Source organism: Pseudomonas chlororaphis (assembly GCF_001921865.1).
Lineage (GTDB): Bacteria > Pseudomonadota > Gammaproteobacteria > Pseudomonadales > Pseudomonadaceae > Aquipseudomonas > Aquipseudomonas chlororaphis_D.
Window position 1 is genome coordinate 43,542 of the sequence record NZ_MSCT01000023.1, and the last position, 24,338, is coordinate 67,879.

Sequence of the window (24,338 nt, forward strand, 5' to 3'; positions counted from 1 at the left end):
TTGGCCCGTTCTTCTAGGCGGATGTATTATAATGCAGATGATTTTACTCGACGGCTCGTTTAAGTGCACTAAATTGCAGGTGACCTAATGCTCCGCCTGACGCTACAACTCTACTGCGCAGGGGTGTGGAGCGACGCCATGACCCTGAGCTTCGACAGGCCTGAAGAGGGCCTGGCCAGCCCTTGCAGCTTTGGTTACGTGCCGCAGTATCTGGTGGATAACCTGGAGGCAGTGACCAGCCCGCTGGCCAGGTCCGTCAGTGCGCAGATACCTCTGGGTTGGGAGCCTTGGCGAGAAGCCCAGGCCCCGGCATTCCTGTATGACATTGCCCCTGCGGGCGCAGCCAAACGCTTTCTGCTCACCCACATGGGGCGTGAACGACCTGACGATTTGGCCCCCGATTTGTTCCTGTTGGCTCGATCCACACCAGCGCCGATCGGCAACCTGCGGATCAAGGAGTCACTGGCGGCCCTGGGCGGACGTCCGGCCCAGGGCTTCTCGCGAGAAGACGTGGTTATCCGCGACAACCGCTTTCTTGAGTACGCCCATGAGCAGGGCGCGGCGATTGGCGGGGCCACGGGGGCGGGCGGGGAAGCGCCCAAACTGCTGCTGACCGAAAGCCATGAGGGGCTGCTGTACCCCGATGCGGTACTCGACGATGGGTTGGCGGTTCAACACTGGTTCGTGAAGTTTCCTCGTAACCGGGCGACGCAGAACGACTGCGACATCCTCAGGAGCGAGTTCCACTATTACCGGGCGCTGCAGCAACTGGGAGTCGACACGGTGCCGGCCCAGGGCCTGGCTCTGGAGGAGGCTCGCAAACCCAGCCTGTGGATGCAGCGCTTTGATCGCCGAGTGGCAGGGGCAAGCGTCGAGCGCATGGCGGTGGAGTCGATCTATTCCCTGGCGGGGCTGGTCGGTTACGGCCACGGCATGCGGCACACCGAGGTGCTTGGGATCCTGGCCGAGCTTTGGCGAGTCACGGGCCAGGAATCGTCGATTCCGGAGCTGGTGGCGGACTACCTGCGCCGGGACCTGCTCAACAAGATCCTCGGCAACTCGGACAATCATGGGCGCAACACCTCGATCATCCGCACCGAGGACGGGGTGCGGCTGGCGCCGATCTACGATCTGGCCCCCATGGTCATGGACGACGAGGGCATAACCCGAACCATCAAATGGCCCGGGCGCATGGAAGTGGCGGGCGACGTGGACTGGCGCCTGGTGTGCGCGAGCCTGAAGCCGCTGCTCGATCCGGAAGCCGCCCTGACGCGTCTGCGCGAGGATGCCGAACACCTGCGGGCCCTGCCGGACTTGCTGAGCGCCAGTGGCTTGCCCGAGGTCACCCTGAATCACCCGCGCATTCACTTGCGCCATCTGGATCGACGCCTGCAGGAGTGGGGACTGCGATGAGTACAAGCCTGGAAGAGCGCGGCGCGCTGATCGACAACATCCAGCAGGAGCTGGCTGCCGGCCGCTTGCCGCTCGGCGATGCGGTCAGGCGCCTGCGCACCGAAGTCACGGGGCTGCATCAGAGCCAGTTCGCCAGGATGTGCCGGATTTCCCTGCGCACCCTGATCCACATCGAGCATGGCGACGGCAATCCGACCCTCAAGTCGTTGAACGCCGTGTTCAAGCCCTTCGGTATGCAGATGGGGGTGGTGAAAGTGCAGAAAACCAGCCGCGCCCGCTCGCTGCTCAATGATCTCGAGCGCCTGGACAAGGGCCCGGGCATGCCCGGACCCGCGGTGCCCAACTGAGCCTCAACCGCGCCGCACGTAACCCTTGCCGTAATGCTTTTCCATCCGCGCCTGGATCAGTTCCAGGCCGATCGACAGCAGCCAGTAGATGATCGCCGCGGTGCTGAGCATCTCGATGTAGCGGTAGCTGGAGCGGCCGTAGGACTGGGCCAGGAACATCACTTCCCAGACGCCCATTACCGAGATCAGCGACGAGTCCTTGAGCATCGAGATGAACTGGTTGGTGGCCGGCGGGATGATGGTGCGCATGGCTTGCGGCAGGGTGACGTGCCAGAAGATCACGCGGTCGCGCATGCCCAGCGCCAGGGAGGCCTCGTGCTGGCCGTGGGGCACGCCGAGGATGCCGGCGCGGAAGATTTCGCTGAGGTAGGCGCCGTAGTTCAGCGACAGCGCGATGATCCCCGCGGCAATGGCGCCCGGCACCACGCCCAGTTGCGGCAGGCCGAGGTAGATCAGCAGGATCTGGATCAGCAGCGGCGTGCCGCGAAAGAACGAGGCATAGAAGCTGGCGATGCCAAAGGCCACGGCGCTTTTCGACAGCCGGGCGAGGGCGGTGACGAAGCCCAGCAGCGACGACAGCACGATCGAGCAGAGGCACAGGAACAGGGTCAGCGCCGCGCCCTGCAGGAAGCCGTTGGGGGCCAGGGCGATGCCGAGCAGGTTGGGCAGCTTGTCGAGGATGATCGAGAACTTCAGGTCGAAGCTCAGGAAAAAACCGCCGAACAGGCCGAGCATTCCGGCCCAGGTCAGGTACAGGCGTGTCCGGAAACCCAGGAGGCGCTTGATAAGCGGCTCAGCCACCGGTTGCGGTGGCTGGGGGGCTGGCGGGAAAGAAGTCATTGGCTGATGTCGGCGCCGATCCATTTTTGCGAGAGCTTGCCCAGGGTGCCGTCCTGCTTCAGCTGGGCGAACACTTCACGCACCTTGGCGTTCCACTGGGTGTCGCCTTTCTCGATGGCCACCGCGTTGGGCTCGGCGTACAGCGGCTCGCCGGCGAGCTTGAAGCGCGGGTCCTGGTCCAGGCGCGGCTGGGCGGTCACCAGGTTGGTGAGGATCGCGTCCAGGCGTACGCCGGCGCCCAGGCCGAGGTCCTGGAAGGCCACGTTGTCGGTGTCGTAGGGGGCGATCTGCACGTTCTCGAACGGGTATTGCAGTCGGGTGTCCTCGGCGCCTTCGATCACCAGGTTCTTGTTCAGGTAGCTCTCGTAGCTGGAGGCGCTAGTGAGGCCGACCTTCTTGTCGCTCAGGTCCTTGGCGCCGTGGATGCGCTCGTCCTTGGCGTTGACCACGATCACCGCGGGCGAAGCGTAGTACTGCACCGGGAAGTCGAAGACTTCGGCGCGGGCCTTGCTCGGGGTCATGGAGCAGATGCAGATGTCGTAGCGACCGCTCCAGCGGCCGGCGGCGATCACGTCCCAGGACGGGGTTTCCAGGCGCAGCTTCACTCCCAGTCTGTCAGCCACGGCCTTGGCCACGTCGACGTCGAAGCCATCGAGCTGGTTCTGATCGTTGAGGAACGAGAAGGGCGGGTAGCTTTCCATCAGTACGCCCACCAGCTCTTTTTTCTGTTCGATACGGTCCAGGGTGGCGCCGGCGAAAGCCTGGCCGGAGGCCGCGAGAAGCGTCAGGCCGAGGGCCAGCAGCGGTTTGAATGTCATGGGAATACCGAGCGGAAAAAAGGTTGTTATTAACTGAATGGTGCGTATTAAATAGTTATAAGAACGGCTCAGATAGTGAGTTATTTTCATAAGCATATGAGTAAAAAGCATATGAGCGCAGACAGCAGGGTGATTCTGGATGGCGGCATGGGGCGTGAGTTGCAGCGGCGGGGGGCACCGTTCCGTCAGCCCGAGTGGTCGGCGCTGGCCCTGAGCGAAGCGCCGCAGGCGGTGGAGGCAGTGCACGCGGCGTATATCGAAAGCGGCGCCAACGTCATCACCAGCAACAGCTATGCGCTGGTGCCGTTCCATATCGGCGAGCAGCGTTTTGCCGCCGAGGGCCGGGCCCTGGCGGCGTTGGCGGGTGAGCTGGCGCGTCGGGCGGTGCAGGTTTCAGGCAGGGCGGTACGGGTTGCCGGCTCGCTGCCGCCGCTGTTCGGCTCTTACCGTCCGGACTTGTTCCAGGCATCCCGCGCCGCCGAGTTGCTGGCGCCGCTGGTTGACGGTCTGGCGCCCCACGTCGACCTGTGGCTGGCGGAAACCCAGAGTTCCACGGTCGAGGCGCGGGCAATCCATGCCGGCCTGCCCAAGGACGGCAAACCCTTCTGGCTATCGTTCACCTTGCACGACGAGCATCCCGACGAAGTGCCGCGCCTACGCTCCGGCGAACCGGTGGCGGACGCGGCGGCGGTGGCCGCCGAGCTGGGGGTACAAACCCTGCTGTTCAATTGCAGCCAGCCGGAAGTGATAGGTGCGGCGATCGATGCGGCACGAGCAACCTTCGAGCAGTTGGGGGTGAAGATCCATATCGGCGCCTACGCCAACGCCTTCCCGCCGCAATCCAAGGAAGCCACGGCCAACGACGGCCTCGATCCGCTGCGCGACGATCTCGACCCGCCGGGTTATCTGCAGTGGGCGGCGGACTGGCGGCAACGTGGCGCCAGCCACCTGGGTGGTTGCTGCGGGATCGGGCCGGAGCACATTGCCGTGCTGGCGCAGAAGCTGGCGTAAAAGCATCGCGAGCAAGCTCGCTCCTACAAGGCTGTGTGCTGAACCCTGTAGGAGCGAGCTTGCTCGCGATAGCGCCCGCTCAAGCCCCCGCTGGCTACCGGCTTACCCCCGGCACTCCGCCAACCCTTGCACCTGCCCCGAGCCGCTCTGGTTGCTTTCGCTCAACCAGCGCTCGAACCCGGCGCCGACCTTTGGCCACTCCGTATCGAGGATCGAATACCAGGCGGTGTCGCGGTTCTGGCCCTTGACCACCATGTGCTGGCGGAACACCCCCTCGAAACTGAAACCCAGGCGTTCGGCCGCGTACCGTGAGCGGGCGTTGGCGTTGTTGCATTTCCATTCCAGGCGGCGGTAACCCAGGGCGAAGGCTTCCTTGGCCAGCAGGTACACCGCCTCGGTGCTTTTCGGCGAGCGCTGCATCGGCGCGCCGAAGGTCACGTGGCCGATCTCGATGCGGCCCTGGGCGGGAACGATCGACATCAGGCTGAGAATGCCCTGGACCTCGCCGCTGGCGCGGTCGATCACGCTGAAGAAATACGGATCGCTGTGGGCCGCGTGATTGTTCAGCCAATCGTTGAAGGCGCGGCGTTCGGTAAAGGGGCCGTAGGGCAGGTAGTCCCACAGCTTGGGGTCGGCGCCCGGGCCCTGGAAGGCTTTCCACAGGTCGTCGCCGTGGCGCGCCGGGTCGAGTTTTTCCAGGCGGATGAAGCGCCCTTCGAGCAGGGTGGTCGACGGCGGCGGCACGCCTTGCCAGTCGGCGAGTGAGGTCGGCATGGGGTTCTCCTGGAACGCTTAGAGGACTTTTCGAAATTGAATGAAACCCGGGCGTTCGGCGATCCGCTCGTAGAGCTGGATGGCCGTGGCGTTGGTTTCGTGGGTCAGCCAGTGGACCTTGGCGCAGCCGTCGACCTTGGCGGTGGCATAGACGAACTCGATCAGCTGACGGCCGACCCCGGTGCCGCGTTGCTCCGGCGTCACCAGCAAGTCTTGCAGGTAGCAGGAGCTTTCGATGCTCCAGTTGGAGCGGTGGTAGATGAAATGCACCATGCCCACCGCCTGCTCGCCGTCCCAGGCCAGGGCGGCGTGGGTCGGCTCGGCCGGGTCGAGGAAACGTTGCCAGGTGCTGCGGGTCACCGCGTCGGGCAGCTCGGTTTCATAGAACCGCAGGTAGGCCTGCCACAGCGGCAGCCAGGCTGCGTGGTCGGCGGCGGTGACGGGACGGATCTGGATCGGGCTCATGGCTGCTCCTCGCGCATCAGGTTGGAAATGTGCTGGTCGTGGGGATCGGCGCTGGCGGCCAATCCATTGAGCACCCCGTCGATGTCGGCGGCGGTGCGGTTCTGGCTGAGTTTGCGTTTGCCCTCCAGACGCTGGATCGGCAGGGCGAAACCGACGATGGCGCGCAGCATGCTGTCCATGAACTCGGCGGGGGCGTCCTCGAATGTCCATGGGCTGGCGCGGCCGGCTTCATGCTGCCGGGTGAGGGCGCTGACCACCTCGCGGATGCGCTGCGGCTCGTGGAACACCTCGGCGCTGCCATAGGCGTGCACGCTCACGTAGTTCCAGGTCGGCACCACCTTGCCGTGCTCGGCCTTGCTCGGGTACAGCGACGGGCTGATGTAGGTGTCGGCGCCCGGGAAGATCACCAGGGCCTCGGCGCCGCCGGCCAGTTCCTGCCATTGCCCGTTGGCCCTGGCCAGGTGCCCGTAGAGGGTGCCGAAGGGGCCCTGGTCCGGGGCGAACAACAGCGGCAGGTGATTGGCCTGCAGGCCTTGCTCGCCATAGGTCACCAGGGTCGCCAGGCGGGTTTCCCCGATCAGCTTGTGCAGGGTGGGCAGGTCTTCTTCGGCAAAAGCGCGGGGTACGTACATGGAAAAATATCCTTGGCGAATGGCTGCATCCTAGGCAGGCTAATGGTCCGTTGTAAGAGCCATCTCCAGTCATTTTCATGGGTCCATTGGACCGATGAGAGGCCTTCCATGAACAGTCCGACGCTGCCGCTTTCCTTCAACCCCGCCGGTATCGAGCTGGACCGCGGCCAGGGCCTCAGCCGCCAGCTGTACCAGGCCTTGCGCCTGCGGGTACTGGACGGCCGGTTGGCCAGCGGCACCCGTTTGCCGGCCAGTCGCGACCTGGCCGCGGCCCTGGCGATTTCCCGCAACAGCGTGGTGCGCGCCTACGACCAGTTGTACGCCGAAGGTTTTATCGAAGGGCGGGTCGGCGATGGCACCTATGTGGCGCAATTGCCGGAAAGCCGGCTGCCGATCAAGAAGCCCGCGGGAAAACTATCCACAAAAGTATCCACAGGGTTATCACCAGGCTTACCCACAGGGTTATCCACAAAAAGTTCGGATTTACCTGGGATTACATCCAGTAAAGTTATCCACAGCGCGGCCTTGGGGCGGGTCGAACAGCACCATTTGGCGTTGCCTCAAGGCGGTCCGCCGCGGGCTTTTCGGGTGGGAATTCCGGCTTTCGATCTGTTCCCGTTCGAGGTCTGGGCCAAGCTGAGCGCGGCTTTCTGGCGAAAACCGGATATGAGTCAGCTGTGTTACGGCGATTCGGCCGGCGAAGAGCGGCTGCGCGGCCTGATCGCCGCCTACCTGCGCAGTTCGCGGGGCATGCAATGCAGCGCTGAACAAATTGTGATCACCAGTGGTGCGCAGCAGGGCATCAGCCTTTGTGCACAGTTGCTGGTGAACCCCGGCGACGGCGTGGCGGTGGAAAACCCCGGCTATCGGGCGGCGGGGCATGCCTTCGCGATTGCCGGCGCGCGCCTGCATGGCGTGGCGGTGGATAACGAGGGGTTCGACTGCGCGGCACTGGCGGCGCTGGGCGATTGCCGCCTGGCCTATGTCACGCCGTCCCACCAGTACCCCACCGGGGTGACCCTGAGCCTGGCCCGGCGCCTGGAGCTGCTGGCCTGGGCCGAGCGCAACGACGGCTGGATCGTCGAGGACGACTACGACGGCGAGTACCGCTACAGCGGCGCTCCGCTGGCGCCCCTGGCGGCCCTCGACCGGCAGGGGCGGGTGCTGTACGTCGGCACTTTCGGCAAGGTCGCGTTCCCGGCCTTGCGCCTGGGTTACCTGGTGTTGCCGCAGGCGCTGGTGCAGCCGTTCGCCCAGCGCCGGGCGCTGGATGTGCGCCATTCGGAGGTCAGTACCCAGGCGGTGATGGCCGAATTCATGGCCGCCGGGCATTTCCAGCGGCATATCCGCCGCATGCGCCGTGCTGCGCTGAGTCGGCGCGACGCCTTGCTGGCCGGCTGGCCGGTGGATATCCCCGGGGTGGGCACGTTGCCCAACGTGGCGGCCGGCCTGCATTTGACGATCCCGGTGGCCAGCCTGGCCCGGGAACGCGAACTGGTGGCGCAGGCCGCGGCCGTGGGGGTCGAGATCAACGGCCTGAGCCACTACTGGTTGCCGGATTCGCCGCTGCCGGAAGATCGGCGCGCCGGGTTGGTGCTGGGCTTCGCCGCGGTGCCCGAGGCCGATATCGCCGATGCCCTGCGCCGGTTGCGCCGGGCCTGGGGCGTGTGACGGTTTATACTCGCGGCCATTGTCTTTGCCGAGAACCCTTATGAGCCAGACCCTTTCCGCGGCGCCCGAACGCACGTTCGGCGCGCCTTTGTTCGCCTTGCTCGTGCTGCTGGCCGGCGGCGCGTTCCTGCAGGCCCAGGTGGGCCCGCGCCATGTGTGGCTGTTGCTGCTGGGCGCGGCCCTGGGCCTGACCCTGTATCACGCCGCGTTCGGTTTCACCTCGGCCTGGCGGGTGTTTATCCGCGACCGTCGCGGCGCCGGCTTGCGGGCGCAGATGGTCATGCTGGCGTTGGCGGTGCTGCTGTTCTTCCCGGCCCTGGGGGCGGGTTCGCTGTTCGGTTCGCCCGTCACCGGGCTGGTGGCGCCGGCCGGGGTCTCGGTGATTGTCGGCGCCTTCATCTTCGGCATCGGCATGCAGCTGGGCGGCGGTTGCGCGTCCGGCACGCTGTTCACCGTGGGCGGCGGCAACGCGCGGATGCTGGTGACCTTGGCGTTTTTCATCTGCGGTTCGTTGATCGCCACGCACCATGTGGACTGGTGGTTCGCCTTGCCGTCGTTGCCGCCGGTGTCCATCGTGCAGCGCTTCGGCGTGGCACCGGCGCTGGGGCTCAGCCTTGCGCTGTTTGTGCTGATCGCCTGGGTGACGGTGCGCCTGGAGAAGCGTCGCCATGGTGCGCTGCAAGCCCCGGTCGACAGCGCGCATCGAGGCTGGCGCCGGCTGCTGCGCGGGCCCTGGCCGCTGGTGTGGGGCGCGGTCGCCCTGGCGTTGCTGAACTTCGCCACCCTGGCGCTGGCCGGGCGGCCCTGGGGCATCACCTCGGCGTTTGCCCTGTGGGGCGCCAAGGTCGCCAGCGGGTTGGGGGTGGATGTCGGCAGCTGGGTGTTCTGGCAGGGCGCGGCCAACGCCAAGGCCCTGGCCGCACCGGTGTGGCAGGACATTACCAGCGTGATGGACGTCGGTATCGTGTTCGGCGCCTTGCTGGCGGCAGGGCTGGCCGGGCGCTTCGCGCCGAACCTGAGGATTCCCCCGCGTTCGCTGGCGGCCGCGGTCATCGGCGGTTTGCTGCTGGGCTACGGTTCGCGCCTGGCCTACGGCTGCAACATCGGCGCCTATTTCAGCGGCATCGCCTCGGGCAGCCTGCACGGCTGGCTGTGGCTGGTGGCGGCCTTTGTCGGCAACGGCGTGGGCGTGCGCCTGCGGCCGTGGTTCTTTGCCGAAGAGCGCGCGCCGCAAGGGCTGACGGGCTGCTGAAGCACCTGGCCTCTGTAGGAGCGAAGCTTGCTCGCGAAAACGATAACGCGGTGCGGCAGACCAGTCGCCGCTGCGCGGCTATCGCGAGCGAGCTTCGCTCCTACAGGGGATGGGTGCTCAGGTCCCGGCCTTGATCTTGGTCCAGGCCCGGGTCCGCGCGCGTTCCGCGTCGCGCGGCAGCGGTTGCAGGGTGTACAGCGTGCCCATCGCCGCGTCGGTCGGGTACAGGTTGGGGTTGTTGCGGATCGACGGGTCGACCAGCCCGGTGGCGTCCTTGTTCGGGTTCGGGTAGCCGACGAAGTCGCTGACCGGCGCGATTACCTGCGGTTGCAGCAAGTAGTTGATGAAAGTGTAGGCATCGTCCGGGTTCTTCGCGCCCTTGGGGATCGCCAGCATGTCGAACCAGATCGGCGCGCCTTCCTTGGGCAGGCGCATGTCCACCACCACGCCGTTCCTGGCTTCCTTGGCGCGGTTGGCCGCCTGGGAGAAGCTGCCCGAGTAGCCGACCGCCACGCAGATATCGCCGTTGGCGATGTCGGCCATGTACTTGGACGAGTGGAAGTAGGTGACGTACGGGCGGATCTTCAGCAACAGCGCTTCGGCCTTGGCGTAGTCCGCCGGCTGCCGGCTGTTGGGGTCCAGGCCCAGGTGCTGCAGGGCCAGCGGCAGGATCTCCGACGGCGAGTCGAGCAGGGCCACGCCGCACTGCTTGAGCTTGCTGATGTTCTCTTCCTTGAAGATCAGGTCCCAGCTGTCCACGGGCGCGTTGTCGCCCAGCGCCGCCTTGATCTTGGCGGGGTTGAAGCCGATCAGGATGGTGCCGTACATGTAGGGCACGGCGAACTTGTTGCCCGGGTCGTTGGCCTCGATCAGCTTCATCAGCTTGGGGTCGAGGTGGTTCCAGTTCGCCAGCTTGCCGCGGTCCAGGGGTTGGAACACCCCGGCTTCGATCTGCTTGGCGAGGAACACGTTGGACGGCACCACCACGTCGTAGCCGGAGTTGCCGGTCAGCAGCTTGGCTTCCAGCGCTTCGTTGGTGTCGAAGATGTCGTAGATCAGCTTGACCTGGCTGTTCTGGGCCTTGAAGTCTTCCAGGGCCTTGGGGGTGATGTAGTCGAACCAGTTGTAGACGCGCAGGGTGCGTTCTTCAGCGTGCGCGACACCGCCCAGCAGCGCCGCGCAAAGCGCGGGCGCGAGGTAATTCTTGAACCTGTTCATGTGGCGGGTTTCCTTCACTGGCCGCTTTGAAAGCCTTCGAGAACGTTCACGGCGTTGATGCCGATTTCTGCCACCGCGTAGCCGCCTTCCATGACGAACAGCGTCGGCGTGCCCAGGGCGGCGATGCGTTGGCCCATGGCCAGGTAGTCCGGGCTGTCGAGCTTGAACTGCGAGATCGGGTCGTCCTTGAAGGTGTCCACGCCCAGGGAGACCACGACTATGTCGGCGCCGTAGCGCTGGATTTCCCCGCAGGCCTGTTCCAGCGCCGCGCTCCAGCGGTCCCAGCCGCTGCCGGCCGGTAGCGGATAGTTGAAGTTGAAGCCAACGCCCGCACCTTCGCCAAGTTCGTCCGCGTACCCCAGGAAGAACGGGAATTCGGCTTCCGGGTGGCCGTGGATCGAGGTGAACAGCACGTCGCTGCGCTCGTAGAAAATCGACTGGGTGCCGTTGCCGTGGTGGTAGTCGACGTCGAGGATCGCGACCTTCTTGTGGCCCTGGTCGAGGAACGCCTGGGCGGCGATGGCTGCGTTGTTCAGGTAGCAGTAGCCGCCCATCAGGTCGCCGGCGGCGTGGTGTCCCGGCGGACGGCAGAGGGCGAAGGCGCTGCGCGCGCCGCGCTGGATCACCGCCTGGGCGGTGAGGGCGACCTGGGCGGCGCTATAGGCCGCTTGCCAGGTGCCGGCGGTGATCGGCGCGCCGCCGTCGAAGCTGTAGTAGCCGAGCTGGCCGTGCAGGCTGGTGGGGACCACGCTGCGCAGGGTGCGCGCCGGCCAGGTGTAGGGCAGCAGGTCGCCGTCGATGCCCTGGGCGGCCCAACGGTCCCAGGCGCCCTTGAAGAAGTCCAGGTAGGCGCGGCTGTGGACGCGCTCGATCGGCCCCAGGCCGAAGTCCTTGGGTGCCTCGACCGGGCCCAGGTTGCGATAGCGCACGCGGTCCAGCACATGGTCGGCGCGCGACGGCATTTCGAAGCAGGGCATCAGTTGCCCGTCGATCAGTTCGCAGCGGCCGTGGTGCAGGTGGTGATCGTCCGAGTAGATCGTCAGCATTTGTTGTTCTCCGCAGGCTGTTTTTCGTGTTCCACAGTCTTGCGGCGCGCGGGCCTTTGGAGAACGGCAGGAGCGGCCAAAAGGGGATGTATATGGCCAAAGTATGTGTCCGTAATTCGCCCCTCGCAGGCGACACCGTCCCATGTAGCCGCTGCCGCAGGCTGCGATCGACTGCGCAGCAGGCGTTGCTCTTGAGGCCCCTGAAGGCCCTTCTGCGGCAGCGGCTACAGGGATGTGGCGGTACGGCTCACGGCCGGAACTGGCTCGGGGCGACGCCGCTCCAGCGCACGAAGGCGTGGCGAAAACTGGCAGTTTCGCTGAAGCCCAGGGCCTCGGCGATACGGTAGATCGGCAGGTCGTCCTCGCACAGCAGCTGCTTGGCCCGCTCGAAGCGCAGCTCGTCGAGCAGTTCTTGATAGCTGCAGCCCAGGTCCTTGAGGTGCCGACGCAGGGTGCGCGCCGAGCAGTTCATCTGTTCGGCCAGGCCTTCCAGGCCCGGCGCGGCGTCCAGTTGCGCCGCCAGCAACTGGCGGATGCGCCCCAGCCAGGCCTGGCGCCCGGTGAATTCGGTGTTCTGCTTGCGGCAGCGCTCGGCCATGGCCTGGTGGGTGATGGCGTCCGCCAGGGGCAGCGGCTGGTCGAGCCAGCGCCGGTCGAAGGCGAAGGCGTTGGAAGGCCCGTCGAAGCGCAGCGGGCAGTCGAAGCGCTCGGCGTAGCGGCCCTGGTAGTCGGGGGCGGGGTACTCGAAGCGGGCGCCGCGCAAAGGCAGCGGATGGCCCAGCAGGTCGTCGCAGATGACTTTCATCGACACCAGGCAGAACTCGATGTTGAAGGTCGCCAGCGCCGGGTTTTCGCGGTAGTCGGCGGCGGTCAGCCAGATCAGCTCGCCGTCGGCTTCCAGGCTCAGCTCGAAAAGTGTTCCCAACAGCGCCGGATAACGCAGCGCCAGGCGCAAAGCGTCACCTAAGGTGGCACTGGTGAGCAGGGCATAACCGAGCATGCCGTAGCTGGAAACGTGCATGCGCCGACCCAGCTCCAGGCCGATGTCGTGGCGCAGCGCGACGGCGTTGGCGCACACCAGCATTTCCTGGTTGGTGGTGATGCGGGTGTCGGCCCGGCTCAGGTCGGCCGCGTTGATGCCGCTGCCGGCCAGCAGCGCGTCGCTGGGCAGCCCTTGGTCCCTGAAGGTGTCGAGCACCAGCGAGACGGCGTTGAGGGTGGTGAGGTGGGAATGTAGCATGTCCGTTTCCAGCCCTGAAGGAGCTGAAAACGGAGCAATTTGTATGCCGCGCGGTGTGCCGCTCTTCTGTAGGAGCGCAGCTTGCTCGCGAAAAATCGTCAACGATGACGCGTGGTGGCTGACGAATCGCCGCTGCGCGGCTATCGCGAGCAAGCTCGCTCCTACAGGGAATGCCAACCTGCGCAGGAGCGCGCTGAATGCGCTGTCAGCTCAGCTCGCCGCACAGGTCCAACTCGACCAGGCGCCGCACTTCGGCGGTGTCCAGGCCGGCGCCCAGCAGGGCATTGAGCTTGCCGAACGCCGCTTCGCGGGTCATGCCGCCGCCGGACAGCACGCCGACGCCGCGCAGGCGGCTGCCGGCCTCGTAGATGCCCAGCTCGACGCCGCCTTCATGGCATTGGGTGATGGCGACCACCACGATGCCCTGGTCGTGCGCCCGTTGCAGGCTGGCCAGGAACTGCGGGTTGTCGCTCGGCCCGGTGCCGCTGCCGAAGCACTCCAGCACCAGCGCCTGGATGCCGCTGCCCAGCAGGGCGTCGAGCTGTTCGGCGGCGATCCCCGGTACCAGCGGCAACACGCCGACCTTGGCCAGTTGCCTGGCCTGGCGGTAATCCAGCTGCGGCGGAATCGACGTGGCCTTGGTGCCGCCGCCCTGGCGTTGCAGCGCGGCGAACGGGTGGCGGCCGAAGCTGCGGATCTTCGCGCAGCGGGTCGGCGCCAGCAGCTCGCCGTGGAAATACAGGTGCACGCCGGGGGCCAGGCCCCGGCCGAGGGCAACCAGCGCGCCGCTGAGGTTTTCCCAGGCATCGCTGTCGGCCACGCCGGCCGGCAGCATGGAGCCGGTGAACGCCACGCGGGCGTGTAGGCCCAGCAGCTGGAAGCTCATGGCCGCGGCGCTGTAGGCCAGGGTGTCGGTGCCGTGCAGGACCAGCACGCTGTCGCAGCCTTGGTCGACCGCCTCGACCACGGCTTCGCGCAGGCGCTGCCAGTAGGCGGGGGTCATGTTGGCGCTGTCGATCAGCGGCGCCATCTCGCGAAAGCGCCAGTCGGGCACCACCAGTTCGGGCTGGCTGTGCAGGTAGTCGCGCATCCGTGCCTCGAAACCCGAGGCCGGGGCCAGGCCGTGGGCGCTGGCTTGCATGCCGATGGTGCCGCCGGTGTAGAGCACCATGACGTGCTGCGCGCCAGGGTAGGTCGAAGGGTTCATGGGATTCTCCGAAACGGTGAGTTCCTGTGGGAACGGGCAAGCCCGCTCCACATTTATCGCACTGTAGCCGACGGGCGCAGAGGATGCGCCCGCCGTTCACCCGTCAGCGTTGCGCTGCGGGCACGCCTTGCGGCTCGGCCTGGGCGGGGGCCGCAGGTTCGGCGGGCCAGGCCTTCAGGTCCAGGTCCAGATCGGCGAATTTGCGCGAGTCGAACACCGGCTGGTCGACGCCGGCGCGGCGCTGCTCGTCGTAGTCGCGCATCACGCGCAGGCCGACCTTGAACAGCATGGCCAGGGCCATCAGGTTGACGAAGGCCAGGCAGGTCATGGTGATGTCGGCGAAGGCGAACACGGTCGACAGGTCCTGCATCGAACCCCAGACCACCAACGCCAGCACCAGGCCGCGGAACGTCATCAGCGCAGCGCGGTTGCGGGTGAGGAACTGCAGGCTGTTCTCGCCCAGGTAGTAGTTGTAGAGGATGCAGGTGAAGACGAACAGCGACAGCGCGACGCTGACGAACAGGCGGCCCCAGTCACCGACCACGGCGGCCAGCGAGTTCTGGGTCAGGACGATGCCGTCGCCTTCGAAGCCCGGGGTGTAGAAGCCCGACAGCAGGATCAGCAGCGCGGTGCAGGTGCAGATCACGAAGGTGTCGAGGAACACGCTGAAAGCCTGGACCACGCCCTGGGCGCCCGGGTGCTTCACGGCGGCCACGGCGGCGACGTTCGGCGCACTGCCCAGGCCCGCTTCGTTGGCGAACACACCACGCTTCACGCCCATGACGATGGCGCTGCCGAGCAGGCCGCCGAAGGCCGGGTCGAGGCCGAAGGCGCTCTTGAAGATGGTTTCCAGCATGGCCGGCACGTGTTCGATCTGGGTGCCGATCACGTACAGGGTCACGGCGATGTAGGCCAGGGTCTTGATCGGGACCAGCAGGTCGGACACCGAGGCGATGCGCTTGATGCCGCCGATGAAGGTGATGGCCAGCAGCACCGCCAGGACGATGCCGGTGTGGCGTGGGTCGAAGTCAAAGGCGTTCTGCAGCGAGTGCGTCACGGTGTAGGACTGCAGGCCGATGAAGGCGAAGCCGTAGGTGACCAGCAGCAGGATCGAGAACACCACCGCCATGCCTTTGAGCTTCAGGCCGTGCTGGATGTAGTAGGCCGGGCCGCCGCGGTACAGGCCGTCGCCGTCGGCGCGCTTGTAGACCTGGGCCAGGGTGCATTCGAAGAAGCTGCTGGACATGCCGACCAGTGCGGTCACCCACATCCAGAACACCGCGCCCGGGCCGCCCAGGGTCACGGCGATGCCGACGCCGGCGATGTTGCCTGCGCCGACGCGGCCGGCGAGGCTGAGCATCAGGGCCTGGAAGGAGCTGAGCTGGCCGGCGTTGCCCTTCAGGCTGTCGCGAAATACCGCGAACATATGGAAAAAATGGCGCAATTGAACGAAACGCGAGCGGATCGTGAAGTAGCTGCCGAGCCCGACGATGAGCACGATCAGTACTTTCCCTGAGAGGAAGTCGTTGATGACTTCGAGCATGGATTATTCCTCGCTGTTTTTTGTAAAGGCAGAAGCTGGGTGGTCCGAAACATTCGGTTACACGCTGGCGTGCGGGCAGCACGACAGGTGGGGCGAGCGTTCGTCCCGGTTCCAATTCGCGGGTTGTTATTAGTTCGGGTTTCCCGTGAGGTCGAGCCTCGTTACCGACGGCTTCCTACGTGAAGAGGGGGCGCACTATACCGGTGCGCGCGCTCGCCGTCTGCATGTAGCGCGTCGAGCCGAGGAACGGCAGGTTGGGGAAGGGGCTGAATCGGTTCTTGCAGGAGCGTGGATCAGGTCAGGCAGAGGCCGCTTTTGTAGGCGCCAGCTTGCTGGCGATGCGGGCGCCGCGGTGGGGCAGGCAGGCCGCCATCGCGAGCAAGCTCGCTCCTACAGGGAGATGAGCCGGCTCGCGGTTGGTCTCAGAAGTAGTAGCCGATATTGACGTTGGTCCGGTAGTACCACTCATTGCTGCCCACCGAGCTGGTGTTGGTGAAGCCGCTGCCGTTCTCCGCGCCGCCGTAGGGGTTGGCGTTGCGGGCCCAGGTCAGGTCGACCCAGGCCATGATCGGCATGGCCAGGAACTGCGCGCCCACGGTGTACATCTGCGAGTCGTCCCAGCCGCTCTTGTCCTTCATCAGGCGGCTGTAGTCGTTGTACAGCTTGATCTTCTTCAACTGCCCGAGCTTCGGTGTGTAGATGTCGTAGCCGACGTTGAGCGAGACCATGCTGGCCTTGGCGGCGATCAGGTAGGCCGGGGTCAGGCCGTTGCCGCCCATCAGCACCGAGTCGTCGCTGACGCCGGCCGGGTTCTTGGGGTCGTACTCATAGCGGATGCCCTGGGTGGTGACGGACCACGGCCCCTTGCTGACGATCGCGTGCACCCCCGCGGCCCAATAGTCGCCGTCGTCCTTGGTGGTGGCGTTGTAGAGCTGGGCGGTGGCCAGCGAGGCGCCGATTTCGGTCTTCCAGCCATCGTCGCTGCTGAAGGTGCGTGCCACACGGGCGTTGAATTGGTTGCGCTTCTCGTTGTCCTGGCGCGACTGGGTGAAGGCGACCGCGTTGTCGTCAAGGTCGGCGTAGCGCCCGACTTCCGGCGAGTAGCGCAGGTCGCTGGGCAACATGCGCGGGAAGTAGCCGAGTTGCACGTCCCAATCCTGATCCTTGTAGCTGTACTTGAGGCCTGAGCCTGCGCTTACGCCGTAGCCCATGAAAAACGGGATGTGGTAACTCCAGCCGAATTGCGGATAAGGCTCCAGGCCGAACGGCTTGAACGGCGCCCCCAGTTGCAGGTTGGACTTTTCATTGAGCCGGTAGCCGACGAAGCCGCGGTCGATGGAGCGCTTGCCGTCGTCCTGGAACCAGTAGCCGATATCGCCGTAGAGGTTCTTGTAGGTGGCTTGCACGTCCAGGCGGAAAGTGTCGAAGAGAAACCGACCGTTGTTCTCGGTGGTGTCCCAATGTTCGTCGCGGTAGTTGGTACGCAGCGCGCCGCCGATATCCAGGCTGCTGTCGCCGTCGTCGCTGCGCCAGGAAATATGCGGGAAAGGCTTATTGGCGGCGTTGGCCCGCACCACGGCGGAAGGAATGGGCTCGACAGCGAAACTGGCGCAACTGACCAACAGCAATCCTGCACATAAGACATGACTCTTCATTTTCGACCTCACCTTTAATACTCGGTGCTACCTGACGATCGGCAACACTCGTCCGCTTGCCTGATAAGGCAACTGCGGCGGGAGCGGGTCTTGCCGGGTTAAGTACTGGCTATTGTTGTTTTATCGGCGATACGCCGTTTGGCCTGTGGACTCACAGGGGGAGGGAGCAGGAACTGTGCCAGGCGCCGGCGGGCTTGCCGGTTAATAAAATATCCAAGCAAAAACAATGGTTTATATAGGAAACAAGGAATTTTGTGCAGCCGGTGAAACAGCGGGGGAAGTGGGTAACAAAGTTGCCAGTTAGAGGTGCGTCGTAATTGCACGCCGTAATGAAAACGGGCACGAAGTTGTTTTACCAGTGAACAGAAAGAGGCTGCCCAGTTGCATTGAAAGTGTCGACGTTCAATTAAACACTGCCATAAAAAAGGCCGGCATCACTGCCGGCCAAGTCTTCGATGCGCACGCTCAAACCTGAACCTGAACCTGAACCTGAACCTGAACCTGAACCTTGTAGCCGCTGCCGAGCCCGCGAGGCTGCGTACGGCTGCGCAGCAGCCGCAAAACCTGACAGCGCGATTCGACTGATGCACCTATCGCCTGGGTTGCGGCTGCTTCGCAGCCGTACGCAGCCGCGCTGCGCTTGGCAGCGGCTACGTGCGGCTACGGGCGTTGGTCTCGCAACGATTACGTAGGGATTACGTAACGGTTACATGGCGATTACGTAGCGGGGCTACAGGTCCAGCACCAGGCGCCGGCTTTTGCAGCCGGAAACGCAGACCATCATCGACCGGTTGGCCGCTCGTTCGGCCTTGGTCAACACGCCGTCGCGGTGGTCGATTTCGCCTTCCAGAACCCGGGTTTCGCAGGAGCCGCAGACCCCTTCGCGGCAGCTGTGGTCGATGTCGCAACCGGCTTCGAGCAGCACGTCCAGCAGGCTCAGGCCGGGCTCCACAGACAGGGTCTTGCCGGACTTTTTCAACTCCACGCTGTAGCTGCTCTGGGCGTCTTCGCTGGGCGGCAGTTCGGCGGCGGCGAAGCGTTCGATGTGGGCGTGGGGGTAACCCAGGCGCTCGCAAGTGGCCTCGAAGGCATCGAGCATCGGCGTCGGCCCGCAGCAGTAGAAATGCGTATCTGCGGGCTGCCCCGCAAGGTAGGCGGCGAGGTCCGGCGGTACGCCTTTCTCGTCGTTGAAGTGGTAGACCACCCGGGCCTTGAGCCCGCCCAATTCCTCCACCAGCGCCGCTTCCTGGCGCGAGCGCGCGCAGTAGATCAGCTCGGCGGATTTTCCCAGGGCCAGCAACTGGCGGAACATGCAGTAGATCGGCGTGATGCCGATGCCGCCGGCCACCAGCACGCTGTGGCTGGCGCCCGGGTCCAGCTCGAAGTTGTTGCGCGGCGCCGAAATCGACAGCGACATGCCGACCCGCAGCTGGCTGTGCACGTATTCCGAGCCGCCGCGGCTGTTGCGGTCGCGCAGGATGCCGACCACGTAACGGCCCCGGTCGCTCGGCGAGTTGAGCAGCGAGTAACTGCGCACCAGGCCGTTGGCCAGGTGCAGGTCGATGTGCGAGCCGGCGTCGAACGGCGGCAGTACGGTATCGCCCAAGGGCCGCAGCTCGACGCTGACGATGCCCTCGGCTTCGTAGCGCAGGGTGTGCACGCGGGCGGTGAGGAGGGAAGGTTTAGACATCGTTCACCTCAATGACGGTACGCAGGTCGACATCGAGCCGGGCGTCGGCCTCGATCTCGACCCGTAGTTCGGGAAACACCAAGGCGCTGACTTCCACCAGGGTGGAGGTCGGGAACAGCGCCTGCCCGGCGAAGAAATGACGCCGGGCGCGGCCTACCTGGTCCTTGTCGGCCATGTCGGTGAGGTACACCGTCAGCCGGCAGATATTGCCGATATGGCCGCCGGCGGCTTCCACCAGGGCCTGGATCTTGCCCAGCACCAGCATGGTCTGGGCGTAGCCGTCCAGGGCCGTGCCGGCTTGCGCGGCCTCGCGGGTGGCGGGGTGCGCGGTCATGCCGGACAACAGCACCTCGCGGCCGACCACCAGGGCGTTGGACCAGCTGGCGCCGGCCGGCTCGGCCACAGCGGCGCTGCGTACCCGTTGCACGGTCTGGCTCATGGCAGTTGCTTCGCTTCGATCAGTTCGAGCTGGGCCTTGGCGGCGTTTTTCAGGTAGCGCCGCAGCCGCACCACGCCCAGGTCGTGCTGGTAGAGGTTCTCGCGCTGGTTGGCGTCCGGCTCCATGAACTCCAGCAGCACCCGGTCCTGCTCCAGCACCGCCCAGTGCCGCGCTTCCAGGCGGTTCTTGTAGAGGAAACGCCAGGTGTCGCGCTGCCAGCCGGTCAGCGGCCGGCAGCGCCAGTGGAACACCGCCGCCAGCGAGCGGCTGCTCGGGGTGTAGCTGCCGATGATGGTGAAGTTGCCGCCGGGGCCGCCGGTTTTCGGGTAGGGGATTTCCAGGCGCAGCCAGTGGCAACCGTTGTCGAGGAATTCGGTCCAGTCGAAGTTCACCCCGCGCTGGCCTTCCTTCTCGAAGAAGAAGCCCTGGTCGGTGTCGCGGGTGACGAACTTGGCGGTGGCTTCGCCTTCGCTCATCGAGTGCGACATCTTGTGCAGGTAGGTGCCGTGCATCGGGTCCATGACGTTGTCGAGCACGTAGCGGTAGTCGCCCTTCCACTCGGTGTAGCAGACGAAGCTGCTCCATTCGGGGGAGGTCAGTTGCTCCGGCAGCACCAGCTCCGGCGGGGTTTGCAGGTGCGGGTCGGTGGCGTTGAACAGGAAGATCGCGCCGGCGGCTTCGCGGGTGTGGAACATCCGCGTCGGCCGGCTGCCTTCGAGCTTGCAGCCGGGGCTGCCGGGGACCTTGGTCACGGTACCGTCGCAGCGCACTTCGACGCCGTGGTAAGGGCATTGCAGGCGATCGCCCAGCACCGGCCCCTGGGACAGCGGCGCGCCGCGGTGCGGGCAATGGTCCTCCAGGGCGTGGACGCGGCCATCGTTGTCGCGCCACAGGGCGATCTTGTAGCCCAGGCGGCGCACCGAAACCGGTTTTTCACCCAAGAGGTCCGAGGGCAATACCGGGAACCAGAGGTCCTTGAGGCCATTGGCCAGGTGCTGTTCAACAGGGTCGACGGTCAATTGCATAGTCATTGTTTTATTCCTTCTGCCGGGTCATTCGCCCAGCCGGGCCATCAGGGTTTGGTAGGCATCCGCGGTCCACTCGCCGCTGGTCAGCGGGCAGGGCGGCCCGGCCAGGTTGAGGTGGGCGAGCAGGGCGGGCAGCTCGCTCACGCCGTTGCCGAACGCGCGCTCGATGGAGTCGCCCAGCAACTCCTCGAACTGGGTGTTGGGCCGTTTGCGCGCCTGATGGGGCTCGAGGAATCGTTCGTGGGTGCTCATCTCATTGACCTCCGTTGCGTACCCGTTCGCGGATCGTTTCGCGCACGGGGATAAAGTCGTAGGTGGGGAAGACCTCAGTGCTGAACACGCCCCAGGCCGAGCGTTCGAGCTCGACGTTGAGGGCTGGCAGCAGGCTCGGCGGCAAGCGCAGGGTGACGATCTGGCCCAGGCCCATGGCCACGGTCCACGACACCAGCTCGACGCCTTGCGGTGGGAAGCGCTCCCACCAGTCCTGCTGCTTCATGTGGCGCTGGATGTCTTCCAGGTTTTTCGATTGGTCGTGCTTGAGCAGCACGGTCACCAGCAAGGTCTCGTTCATGTTCAGGCCGCGTCGTCGGTGGGCACGGCCCAGGCGTCGTAGCCGTAGACCCAGTCGGCGTTGCCGCCGTCCTTGAGCCACTGGTTGCCCCGCGAGCCGACCTGGATCCGGCTGGTGCGTTCCAGGCGCGCCTGCTGGTAGGCCTGCAAGGCCGCGGCGACCGCAGCCGGGCTGTCGAGGTCTTGCAGGAAACGGGCGAGCACCACCGCGTCCTCGATGGCCTGGCCGGCGCCCTGGGCCATGAACGGCATCATCGGGTGGCAGGCGTCGCCCAGCAGGGTGATCGCGCCCTTGGACCAGAACGGCAGCGGGTCGCGCTCGTACAGCGCGGTCTTGAGCACCTCGGTGCAGGCGTCGAGCAGGGCGCGGGCGTCCGGGTGGAAGTCCCGGTAGTGGCTGCGCAGTTCCTCGGCATCGCCGGCGCCGGTCCAGGATTCCTCGTGCCAGCTGTCCTGGGCGGTGGTGGCGAAAATGAAGATGTCCTTACCCTGGTTCAGCGGGAAGGTGACGATCTGGCTCTGCGGGTTGGGGCCCCACCATTTGGTGAAGGCCTGGATATTCGGCACCTGGGCCACGCGTTCGGCCGGCACCACCGCGCGGTAGGCCACCACCCCGGTGAAGCGCGGATGCTCTTCGCCGAACAGCGCGCTGCGCACCACCGAATGAATGCCGTCGGCGCCGATCAATACATCGCAGCGATGCCGGCTGCCGTCCTTGAAGTGCAGCTCGATGCCGTCGTCGTCCTGCGCCACCCGTTCGGCGCGCTTGGCGAAGCGCACCTGTTCCAGCGGGAACACCTCGGCCAGGGCGGCCAGCAGGTCGGCGCGGTGAATGGTCAGTTGCGGCGCGCCGTACTGGCGCTCGGCGGCGTCGGCCATTTCCAGGCACGAGGTCTGCGCGCCGCTGTCCCACATCCGGCTGATGCGGTGGGTCGGCCGGGCCGCGGGGATCCGCACCGCGGCGCCTATGCCCAGGCCGTCCAGCGCACGCACCGCGTTGGGGGTCAGGTTGATGTCGGCGCCGACCCGCAGGAAGGCCTTGGACTGCTCGAAGACGGTGACCCGGTGGCCGGCGCGGTGCAGGGCGATGGCGGCGGTCAGGCCGCCGATACCGGCACCGGCGATGGCGATGTTCAGGGAAGACATGGGCGACTCCTGCTCAGGGTTTCGGTTTGTCGGTGAGGAACTTGCCTTGCGGCGCCTCGACGTGTTGCTGGCGCCGGGTGTGGCCGTCGATGCCGCCGGCGATGGCCCATTCGGCGAACACCGTGGGCCCCGGCTCGAAGGTGCGCGGCTGCCATTCGCCGGTCAGCTGGTCTTCATCGGCGTAGTACTCCACCAGCGCGCCGGCGGGGTTCTTGAAGTACCAGAAGAACGCCGAGGACACCGGGTGCCGCCCCGGGCCGATCTCGGTGGCCCAGCCGCTGCGGGAGATGTGCATGCCGCCGCCGAACACTTCGTGCACGTCGCGCACGGTGAACGCTACATGGTTCAGCCCGGCCCGCGGCGCCGGCAGTTGCAGCATGAACAGGTCGTGGTGGCCGCCTTCCTCGGCGGTGCGCAAGAACGCCCCGCGGTTCGGGTAGCGGTCCGAGGCCTGGAAGCCGAAACGCTCGTGGTAGAAGGCTTCGCAGGCGTTCACGTCCTTGACGAAAAACACCACGTGACCGACTTCGATCGGCGTCGCGCGCTCGTAGACGGGCGCCGGCTTGTTGATCCGGCCCTTGGTCTGCCAGGTGTTGTGGCCGCTGCACTCGACCTCGATCTCGCGCTTGCGGGTCACTTGCAGGCGGATCGCCAGGCCGTTGGGGTCGGTGCAGCCGATGCGCCCGTCGGCCTCGACGAAGCCCGGGTCGTGGGCGATGCGCTGGCGGTAGAGCGCCAGGTCCGCCGCGCTGGCCACGCCCCAGACCACTTCGCGCACGGTGCTGCCGGCCTCGATGGCGGGCGGCAGGCCGGGCTTGTTCAGGTCGGCGAGGACCACCCGGCAACCGTTGAGGGTTTCGAATACCGCCTCGTCCGGTTGTGCGCTGACTTGCTTGAGGCCCCAGTCGCTGAAAAAACGCACGCAGGTGTCGAGGTCCTCGACGCCATAGGTGACTTCATCGATGCCTAACACGCTCATGACGCTACCTCGTGTGGCACACCGGCCCAGGCCAGCGGCTGTTGGTTCATGCCCCAGTAGAGGCTCTTCTGTTCCATGTATTGCAGGATCCCCAGGCGGCCTTTTTCGCGGCCCAGGCCGCTGTCGCGCCAACCGCCGAAAGGCGTGGAAATCGAGAACTGCTTGTAGGTGTTGATCCACACCGTGCCGGCCTGCAGGCGCCGGCCCAGGGCCCAGGCGCGCTTGTAGTCGCGGCTCCAGATCCCGGCGGCGAGGGCGTACAGGCTGTCGTTGGCCTGCTCCAGCAACTGCGCTTCGTCGTCGAACGGCATGGCCACCAGTACGGGGCCGAAGATTTCTTCCTGGCACACCTGCTGGCCGTTGTGCAGGCCTTCGAGGATGGTCGGCGGGTAGTAGTAGCCCTGGTCGTAGAGCGCGCCGCTCGGGCGTTGCCCGCCCAGGCGCAGGCGGCCGCCTTCGGCCAGGCCGAGGGCCACGTAGCGCTCCACCGATTCGCGATGGCCGGCGCTGATCAGCGGGCCCATCTGGGTGCTTTCGTCGGCCGGGTCGCCCACCCGCAGGTTGGCCGCGGCCGCCACCAGGCGCTGCATGAACGGCTCGTACAGGGCGCGGGCGACGAACAGCCGCGAGCCGGCGATGCAGGCCTCGCCCGAGGAGCTGAAGATGCCGTACAGCACCCCGGCCACGGCGTGGTCGAGGTCGGCGTCGTCGAGGACGATGGTCGGTGACTTGCCGCCCAGCTCCAGGGACACCGGCATCATCTTGTCGGCGGCGATATGGGCGATGTGCTTGCCGGTGCGGGTGCCGCCGGTGAACGACACGCGCTTGACCAGCGGGTGACGGGTCAGGGCGTCGCCCAGCAGCGAACCCTTGCCGGGCAGCACGCTGATCAGGCCCTTGGGCAGCCCGGCATCGATGCACAGGCGGGCCAGGCGCAGGGCCAGCAGCGGGGTGATTTCCGCCGGTTTGATCACCACCGCGTTGCCCGCCGCCAGGGCCGGCGCGACTTTCTGCGCCTCGCTGGCGATCGGCGAGTTCCACGGGGTGATCGCGGCGACCACGCCCATCGGCTCGTAGACGCTCATGCTGACGAAATCGCCGCGCGACGGGGTGATGGTTTCCTCCAGGGTTTCGCAGGCCGCGGCGAAGAACTGGAAGGTGCCGGCGGCGCTGGCCACCAGGGCGCGGGTTTCGTTGATCGGCTTGCCGTTGTCCTGGCGTTGCAACTGGGCCAGCTCTTCGCCGTGCTGGCGGATCAGCTCGGCGATGCGGTACAGCACGGCCGCCCGCTCGTGGGGTTTGCGCTGGGCCCAGCCGCTGTGCAGGAACGCCTGGTGCGCGCCCTGCACGGCGT

23 protein-coding genes and 1 pseudogene are annotated in these 24,338 nt (G+C 66.0%); 5 read left to right on the plus strand and 19 right to left on the minus strand.

Going from position 1 to position 24,338, the window contains the following annotated elements; translation table 11 throughout:
• Positions 1-138 precede the first annotated feature (138 nt).
• Both BTN82_RS28325 and BTN82_RS28330 read left to right on the plus strand, forming a co-directional pair.
• Positions 139-1,413 carry a type II toxin-antitoxin system HipA family toxin gene (locus BTN82_RS28325; RefSeq protein ID WP_075122315.1) on the plus strand — a complete coding sequence of 425 codons (1,275 nt, stop codon included), beginning with the start codon at positions 139-141 and terminating at the stop codon, positions 1,411-1,413.
• Positions 1,410-1,676 (plus strand): annotated as a pseudogene (locus BTN82_RS28330) (helix-turn-helix domain-containing protein); the annotation flags it as partial. The gene BTN82_RS28325 and the pseudogene BTN82_RS28330, both read left to right, overlap by 4 nt.
• 87 nt (positions 1,677-1,763) lie before the next feature.
• Here the strand turns inward: BTN82_RS28330 and BTN82_RS28335 are convergent.
• Together BTN82_RS28335 and BTN82_RS28340 are read right to left on the minus strand one after the other, a co-directional pair.
• Positions 1,764-2,600, minus strand: coding sequence for an amino acid ABC transporter permease (locus BTN82_RS28335; RefSeq protein ID WP_075122317.1), 837 nt, complete (start codon positions 2,598-2,600; stop codon positions 1,764-1,766).
• Positions 2,597-3,418 carry an ABC transporter substrate-binding protein gene (locus BTN82_RS28340; protein WP_075122318.1) on the minus strand — a complete coding sequence of 274 codons (822 nt, stop codon included), beginning with the start codon at positions 3,416-3,418 and terminating at the stop codon, positions 2,597-2,599. The genes BTN82_RS28335 and BTN82_RS28340 overlap by 4 nt, the downstream gene beginning before the upstream one ends.
• Before the next feature lie 111 nt (positions 3,419-3,529).
• Here BTN82_RS28340 and BTN82_RS28345 point away from each other — a divergent pair, with 111 nt between their 5' ends.
• Positions 3,530-4,429, plus strand: coding sequence for a homocysteine S-methyltransferase family protein (locus BTN82_RS28345; protein WP_075122319.1), 900 nt, complete (start codon positions 3,530-3,532; stop codon positions 4,427-4,429).
• 102 nt (positions 4,430-4,531) lie between these two features.
• Here BTN82_RS28345 and BTN82_RS28350 read toward each other — a convergent pair whose 3' ends face one another.
• The 3 genes from BTN82_RS28350 to BTN82_RS28360 are packed head-to-tail and all read right to left on the minus strand — an operon-like array spanning position 4,532 to position 6,300.
• Positions 4,532-5,203 carry a GNAT family N-acetyltransferase gene (locus tag BTN82_RS28350; protein ID WP_075122320.1) on the minus strand — a complete coding sequence of 224 codons (672 nt, stop codon included), beginning with the start codon at positions 5,201-5,203 and terminating at the stop codon, positions 4,532-4,534.
• A gap of 18 nt (positions 5,204-5,221) precedes the next feature.
• Complete coding sequence (locus BTN82_RS28355; RefSeq protein WP_075122321.1) at positions 5,222-5,668, minus strand: GNAT family N-acetyltransferase; 447 nt, start codon at positions 5,666-5,668, stop codon at positions 5,222-5,224.
• On the minus strand, positions 5,665-6,300 hold the full coding sequence (locus tag BTN82_RS28360) for an FMN-binding negative transcriptional regulator (RefSeq protein WP_075122322.1): 636 nt from the start codon (positions 6,298-6,300) through the stop codon (positions 5,665-5,667). The genes BTN82_RS28355 and BTN82_RS28360 overlap by 4 nt, the downstream gene beginning before the upstream one ends.
• 108 nt (positions 6,301-6,408) lie before the next feature.
• Between BTN82_RS28360 and BTN82_RS28365 the strand changes: the two genes are divergently transcribed.
• Together BTN82_RS28365 and BTN82_RS28370 are read left to right on the plus strand one after the other, a co-directional pair.
• Positions 6,409-7,971 carry a PLP-dependent aminotransferase family protein gene (locus tag BTN82_RS28365; protein ID WP_075122323.1) on the plus strand — a complete coding sequence of 521 codons (1,563 nt, stop codon included), beginning with the start codon at positions 6,409-6,411 and terminating at the stop codon, positions 7,969-7,971.
• Positions 7,972-8,011: 40 nt separating this feature from the next.
• A complete protein-coding gene (locus BTN82_RS28370) occupies positions 8,012-9,223 on the plus strand; it encodes a YeeE/YedE family protein (RefSeq protein WP_075122324.1) in 1,212 nt (403 codons plus the stop codon).
• A gap of 117 nt (positions 9,224-9,340) precedes the next feature.
• Here BTN82_RS28370 and BTN82_RS28375 read toward each other — a convergent pair whose 3' ends face one another.
• The 14 genes from BTN82_RS28375 to BTN82_RS28440 form a co-directional block, all read right to left on the minus strand.
• Positions 9,341-10,441 (minus strand): polyamine ABC transporter substrate-binding protein, encoded by a 1,101-nt coding sequence (locus BTN82_RS28375; protein ID WP_075122325.1) that lies wholly within the window; start codon positions 10,439-10,441, stop codon positions 9,341-9,343.
• 14 nt (positions 10,442-10,455) lie between these two features.
• Entirely contained in the window at positions 10,456-11,487 is a 1,032-nt protein-coding gene (locus BTN82_RS28380) for a histone deacetylase family protein (RefSeq protein ID WP_075122326.1), read from the minus strand.
• Between the two features lie 247 nt (positions 11,488-11,734).
• Complete coding sequence (locus tag BTN82_RS28385) at positions 11,735-12,727, minus strand: AraC family transcriptional regulator (protein WP_075122327.1); 993 nt, start codon at positions 12,725-12,727, stop codon at positions 11,735-11,737.
• Between the two features lie 205 nt (positions 12,728-12,932).
• Positions 12,933-13,934, minus strand: coding sequence for an asparaginase (locus BTN82_RS28390; protein WP_075122328.1), 1,002 nt, complete (start codon positions 13,932-13,934; stop codon positions 12,933-12,935).
• 103 nt (positions 13,935-14,037) lie between these two features.
• Positions 14,038-15,477 (minus strand): alanine/glycine:cation symporter family protein, encoded by a 1,440-nt coding sequence (locus BTN82_RS28395; protein ID WP_075122329.1) that lies wholly within the window; start codon positions 15,475-15,477, stop codon positions 14,038-14,040.
• A 422-nt stretch (positions 15,478-15,899) separates the two neighbouring features.
• On the minus strand, positions 15,900-17,132 hold the full coding sequence (locus BTN82_RS28400; protein ID WP_075122330.1) for a hypothetical protein: 1,233 nt from the start codon (positions 17,130-17,132) through the stop codon (positions 15,900-15,902).
• Positions 17,133-17,862: 730 nt separating this feature from the next.
• Entirely contained in the window at positions 17,863-18,822 is a 960-nt protein-coding gene (locus tag BTN82_RS28405) for a PDR/VanB family oxidoreductase (RefSeq protein WP_075122331.1), read from the minus strand.
• Complete coding sequence (locus tag BTN82_RS28410) at positions 18,815-19,261, minus strand: RidA family protein (protein ID WP_075122332.1); 447 nt, start codon at positions 19,259-19,261, stop codon at positions 18,815-18,817. Before BTN82_RS28410 ends, BTN82_RS28405 begins: the two co-directional genes overlap by 8 nt.
• Entirely contained in the window at positions 19,258-20,292 is a 1,035-nt protein-coding gene (locus BTN82_RS28415) for an aromatic ring-hydroxylating oxygenase subunit alpha (protein ID WP_075122333.1), read from the minus strand. The genes BTN82_RS28410 and BTN82_RS28415 overlap by 4 nt, the downstream gene beginning before the upstream one ends.
• Positions 20,293-20,313: 21 nt before the next feature.
• Positions 20,314-20,541: a recombinase-like helix-turn-helix domain-containing protein gene (locus BTN82_RS28420; RefSeq protein ID WP_075122334.1), complete on the minus strand. Its 228-nt coding sequence runs from the start codon at positions 20,539-20,541 to the stop codon at positions 20,314-20,316.
• A gap of 1 nt (position 20,542) precedes the next feature.
• A complete protein-coding gene (locus tag BTN82_RS28425; protein WP_075122335.1) occupies positions 20,543-20,860 on the minus strand; it encodes a hypothetical protein in 318 nt (105 codons plus the stop codon).
• Positions 20,861-20,862: 2 nt separating this feature from the next.
• Entirely contained in the window at positions 20,863-22,005 is a 1,143-nt protein-coding gene (locus tag BTN82_RS28430) for an FAD-dependent monooxygenase (protein WP_075122336.1), read from the minus strand.
• 13 nt (positions 22,006-22,018) lie between these two features.
• Positions 22,019-22,984, minus strand: coding sequence for a VOC family protein (locus BTN82_RS28435; RefSeq protein WP_075122337.1), 966 nt, complete (start codon positions 22,982-22,984; stop codon positions 22,019-22,021).
• On the minus strand, positions 22,981-24,338 hold a 1,358-nt coding region (locus tag BTN82_RS28440), incomplete at its 5' end, for an aldehyde dehydrogenase (protein ID WP_075122342.1). The genes BTN82_RS28440 and BTN82_RS28435, both read right to left, overlap by 4 nt.

Excerpts from the sequence above, each read along its gene's own strand:
- BTN82_RS28325 (WP_075122315.1), top strand. The coding sequence starts at position 139 with ATGACCCTGAGCTTCGACAGGCCTGAAGAGGGCCTGGCCAGCCCTTGC.
- BTN82_RS28335 (WP_075122317.1), bottom strand. The coding sequence starts at position 2,600 with ATGACTTCTTTCCCGCCAGCCCCCCAGCCACCGCAACCGGTGGCTGAG.
- BTN82_RS28340 (WP_075122318.1), bottom strand. The coding sequence starts at position 3,418 with ATGACATTCAAACCGCTGCTGGCCCTCGGCCTGACGCTTCTCGCGGCC.
- BTN82_RS28345 (WP_075122319.1), top strand. The coding sequence starts at position 3,530 with ATGAGCGCAGACAGCAGGGTGATTCTGGATGGCGGCATGGGGCGTGAG.
- BTN82_RS28350 (WP_075122320.1), bottom strand. The coding sequence starts at position 5,203 with ATGCCGACCTCACTCGCCGACTGGCAAGGCGTGCCGCCGCCGTCGACC.
- BTN82_RS28355 (WP_075122321.1), bottom strand. The coding sequence starts at position 5,668 with ATGAGCCCGATCCAGATCCGTCCCGTCACCGCCGCCGACCACGCAGCC.
- BTN82_RS28360 (WP_075122322.1), bottom strand. The coding sequence starts at position 6,300 with ATGTACGTACCCCGCGCTTTTGCCGAAGAAGACCTGCCCACCCTGCAC.
- BTN82_RS28365 (WP_075122323.1), top strand. The coding sequence starts at position 6,409 with ATGAACAGTCCGACGCTGCCGCTTTCCTTCAACCCCGCCGGTATCGAG.
- BTN82_RS28370 (WP_075122324.1), top strand. The coding sequence starts at position 8,012 with ATGAGCCAGACCCTTTCCGCGGCGCCCGAACGCACGTTCGGCGCGCCT.
- BTN82_RS28375 (WP_075122325.1), bottom strand. The coding sequence starts at position 10,441 with ATGAACAGGTTCAAGAATTACCTCGCGCCCGCGCTTTGCGCGGCGCTG.
- BTN82_RS28380 (WP_075122326.1), bottom strand. The coding sequence starts at position 11,487 with ATGCTGACGATCTACTCGGACGATCACCACCTGCACCACGGCCGCTGC.
- BTN82_RS28385 (WP_075122327.1), bottom strand. The coding sequence starts at position 12,727 with ATGCTACATTCCCACCTCACCACCCTCAACGCCGTCTCGCTGGTGCTC.
- BTN82_RS28390 (WP_075122328.1), bottom strand. The coding sequence starts at position 13,934 with ATGAACCCTTCGACCTACCCTGGCGCGCAGCACGTCATGGTGCTCTAC.
- BTN82_RS28395 (WP_075122329.1), bottom strand. The coding sequence starts at position 15,477 with ATGCTCGAAGTCATCAACGACTTCCTCTCAGGGAAAGTACTGATCGTG.
- BTN82_RS28400 (WP_075122330.1), bottom strand. The coding sequence starts at position 17,132 with ATGAAGAGTCATGTCTTATGTGCAGGATTGCTGTTGGTCAGTTGCGCC.
- BTN82_RS28405 (WP_075122331.1), bottom strand. The coding sequence starts at position 18,822 with ATGTCTAAACCTTCCCTCCTCACCGCCCGCGTGCACACCCTGCGCTAC.
- BTN82_RS28410 (WP_075122332.1), bottom strand. The coding sequence starts at position 19,261 with ATGAGCCAGACCGTGCAACGGGTACGCAGCGCCGCTGTGGCCGAGCCG.
- BTN82_RS28415 (WP_075122333.1), bottom strand. The coding sequence starts at position 20,292 with ATGACTATGCAATTGACCGTCGACCCTGTTGAACAGCACCTGGCCAAT.
- BTN82_RS28420 (WP_075122334.1), bottom strand. The coding sequence starts at position 20,541 with ATGAGCACCCACGAACGATTCCTCGAGCCCCATCAGGCGCGCAAACGG.
- BTN82_RS28425 (WP_075122335.1), bottom strand. The coding sequence starts at position 20,860 with ATGAACGAGACCTTGCTGGTGACCGTGCTGCTCAAGCACGACCAATCG.
- BTN82_RS28430 (WP_075122336.1), bottom strand. The coding sequence starts at position 22,005 with ATGTCTTCCCTGAACATCGCCATCGCCGGTGCCGGTATCGGCGGCCTG.
- BTN82_RS28435 (WP_075122337.1), bottom strand. The coding sequence starts at position 22,984 with ATGAGCGTGTTAGGCATCGATGAAGTCACCTATGGCGTCGAGGACCTC.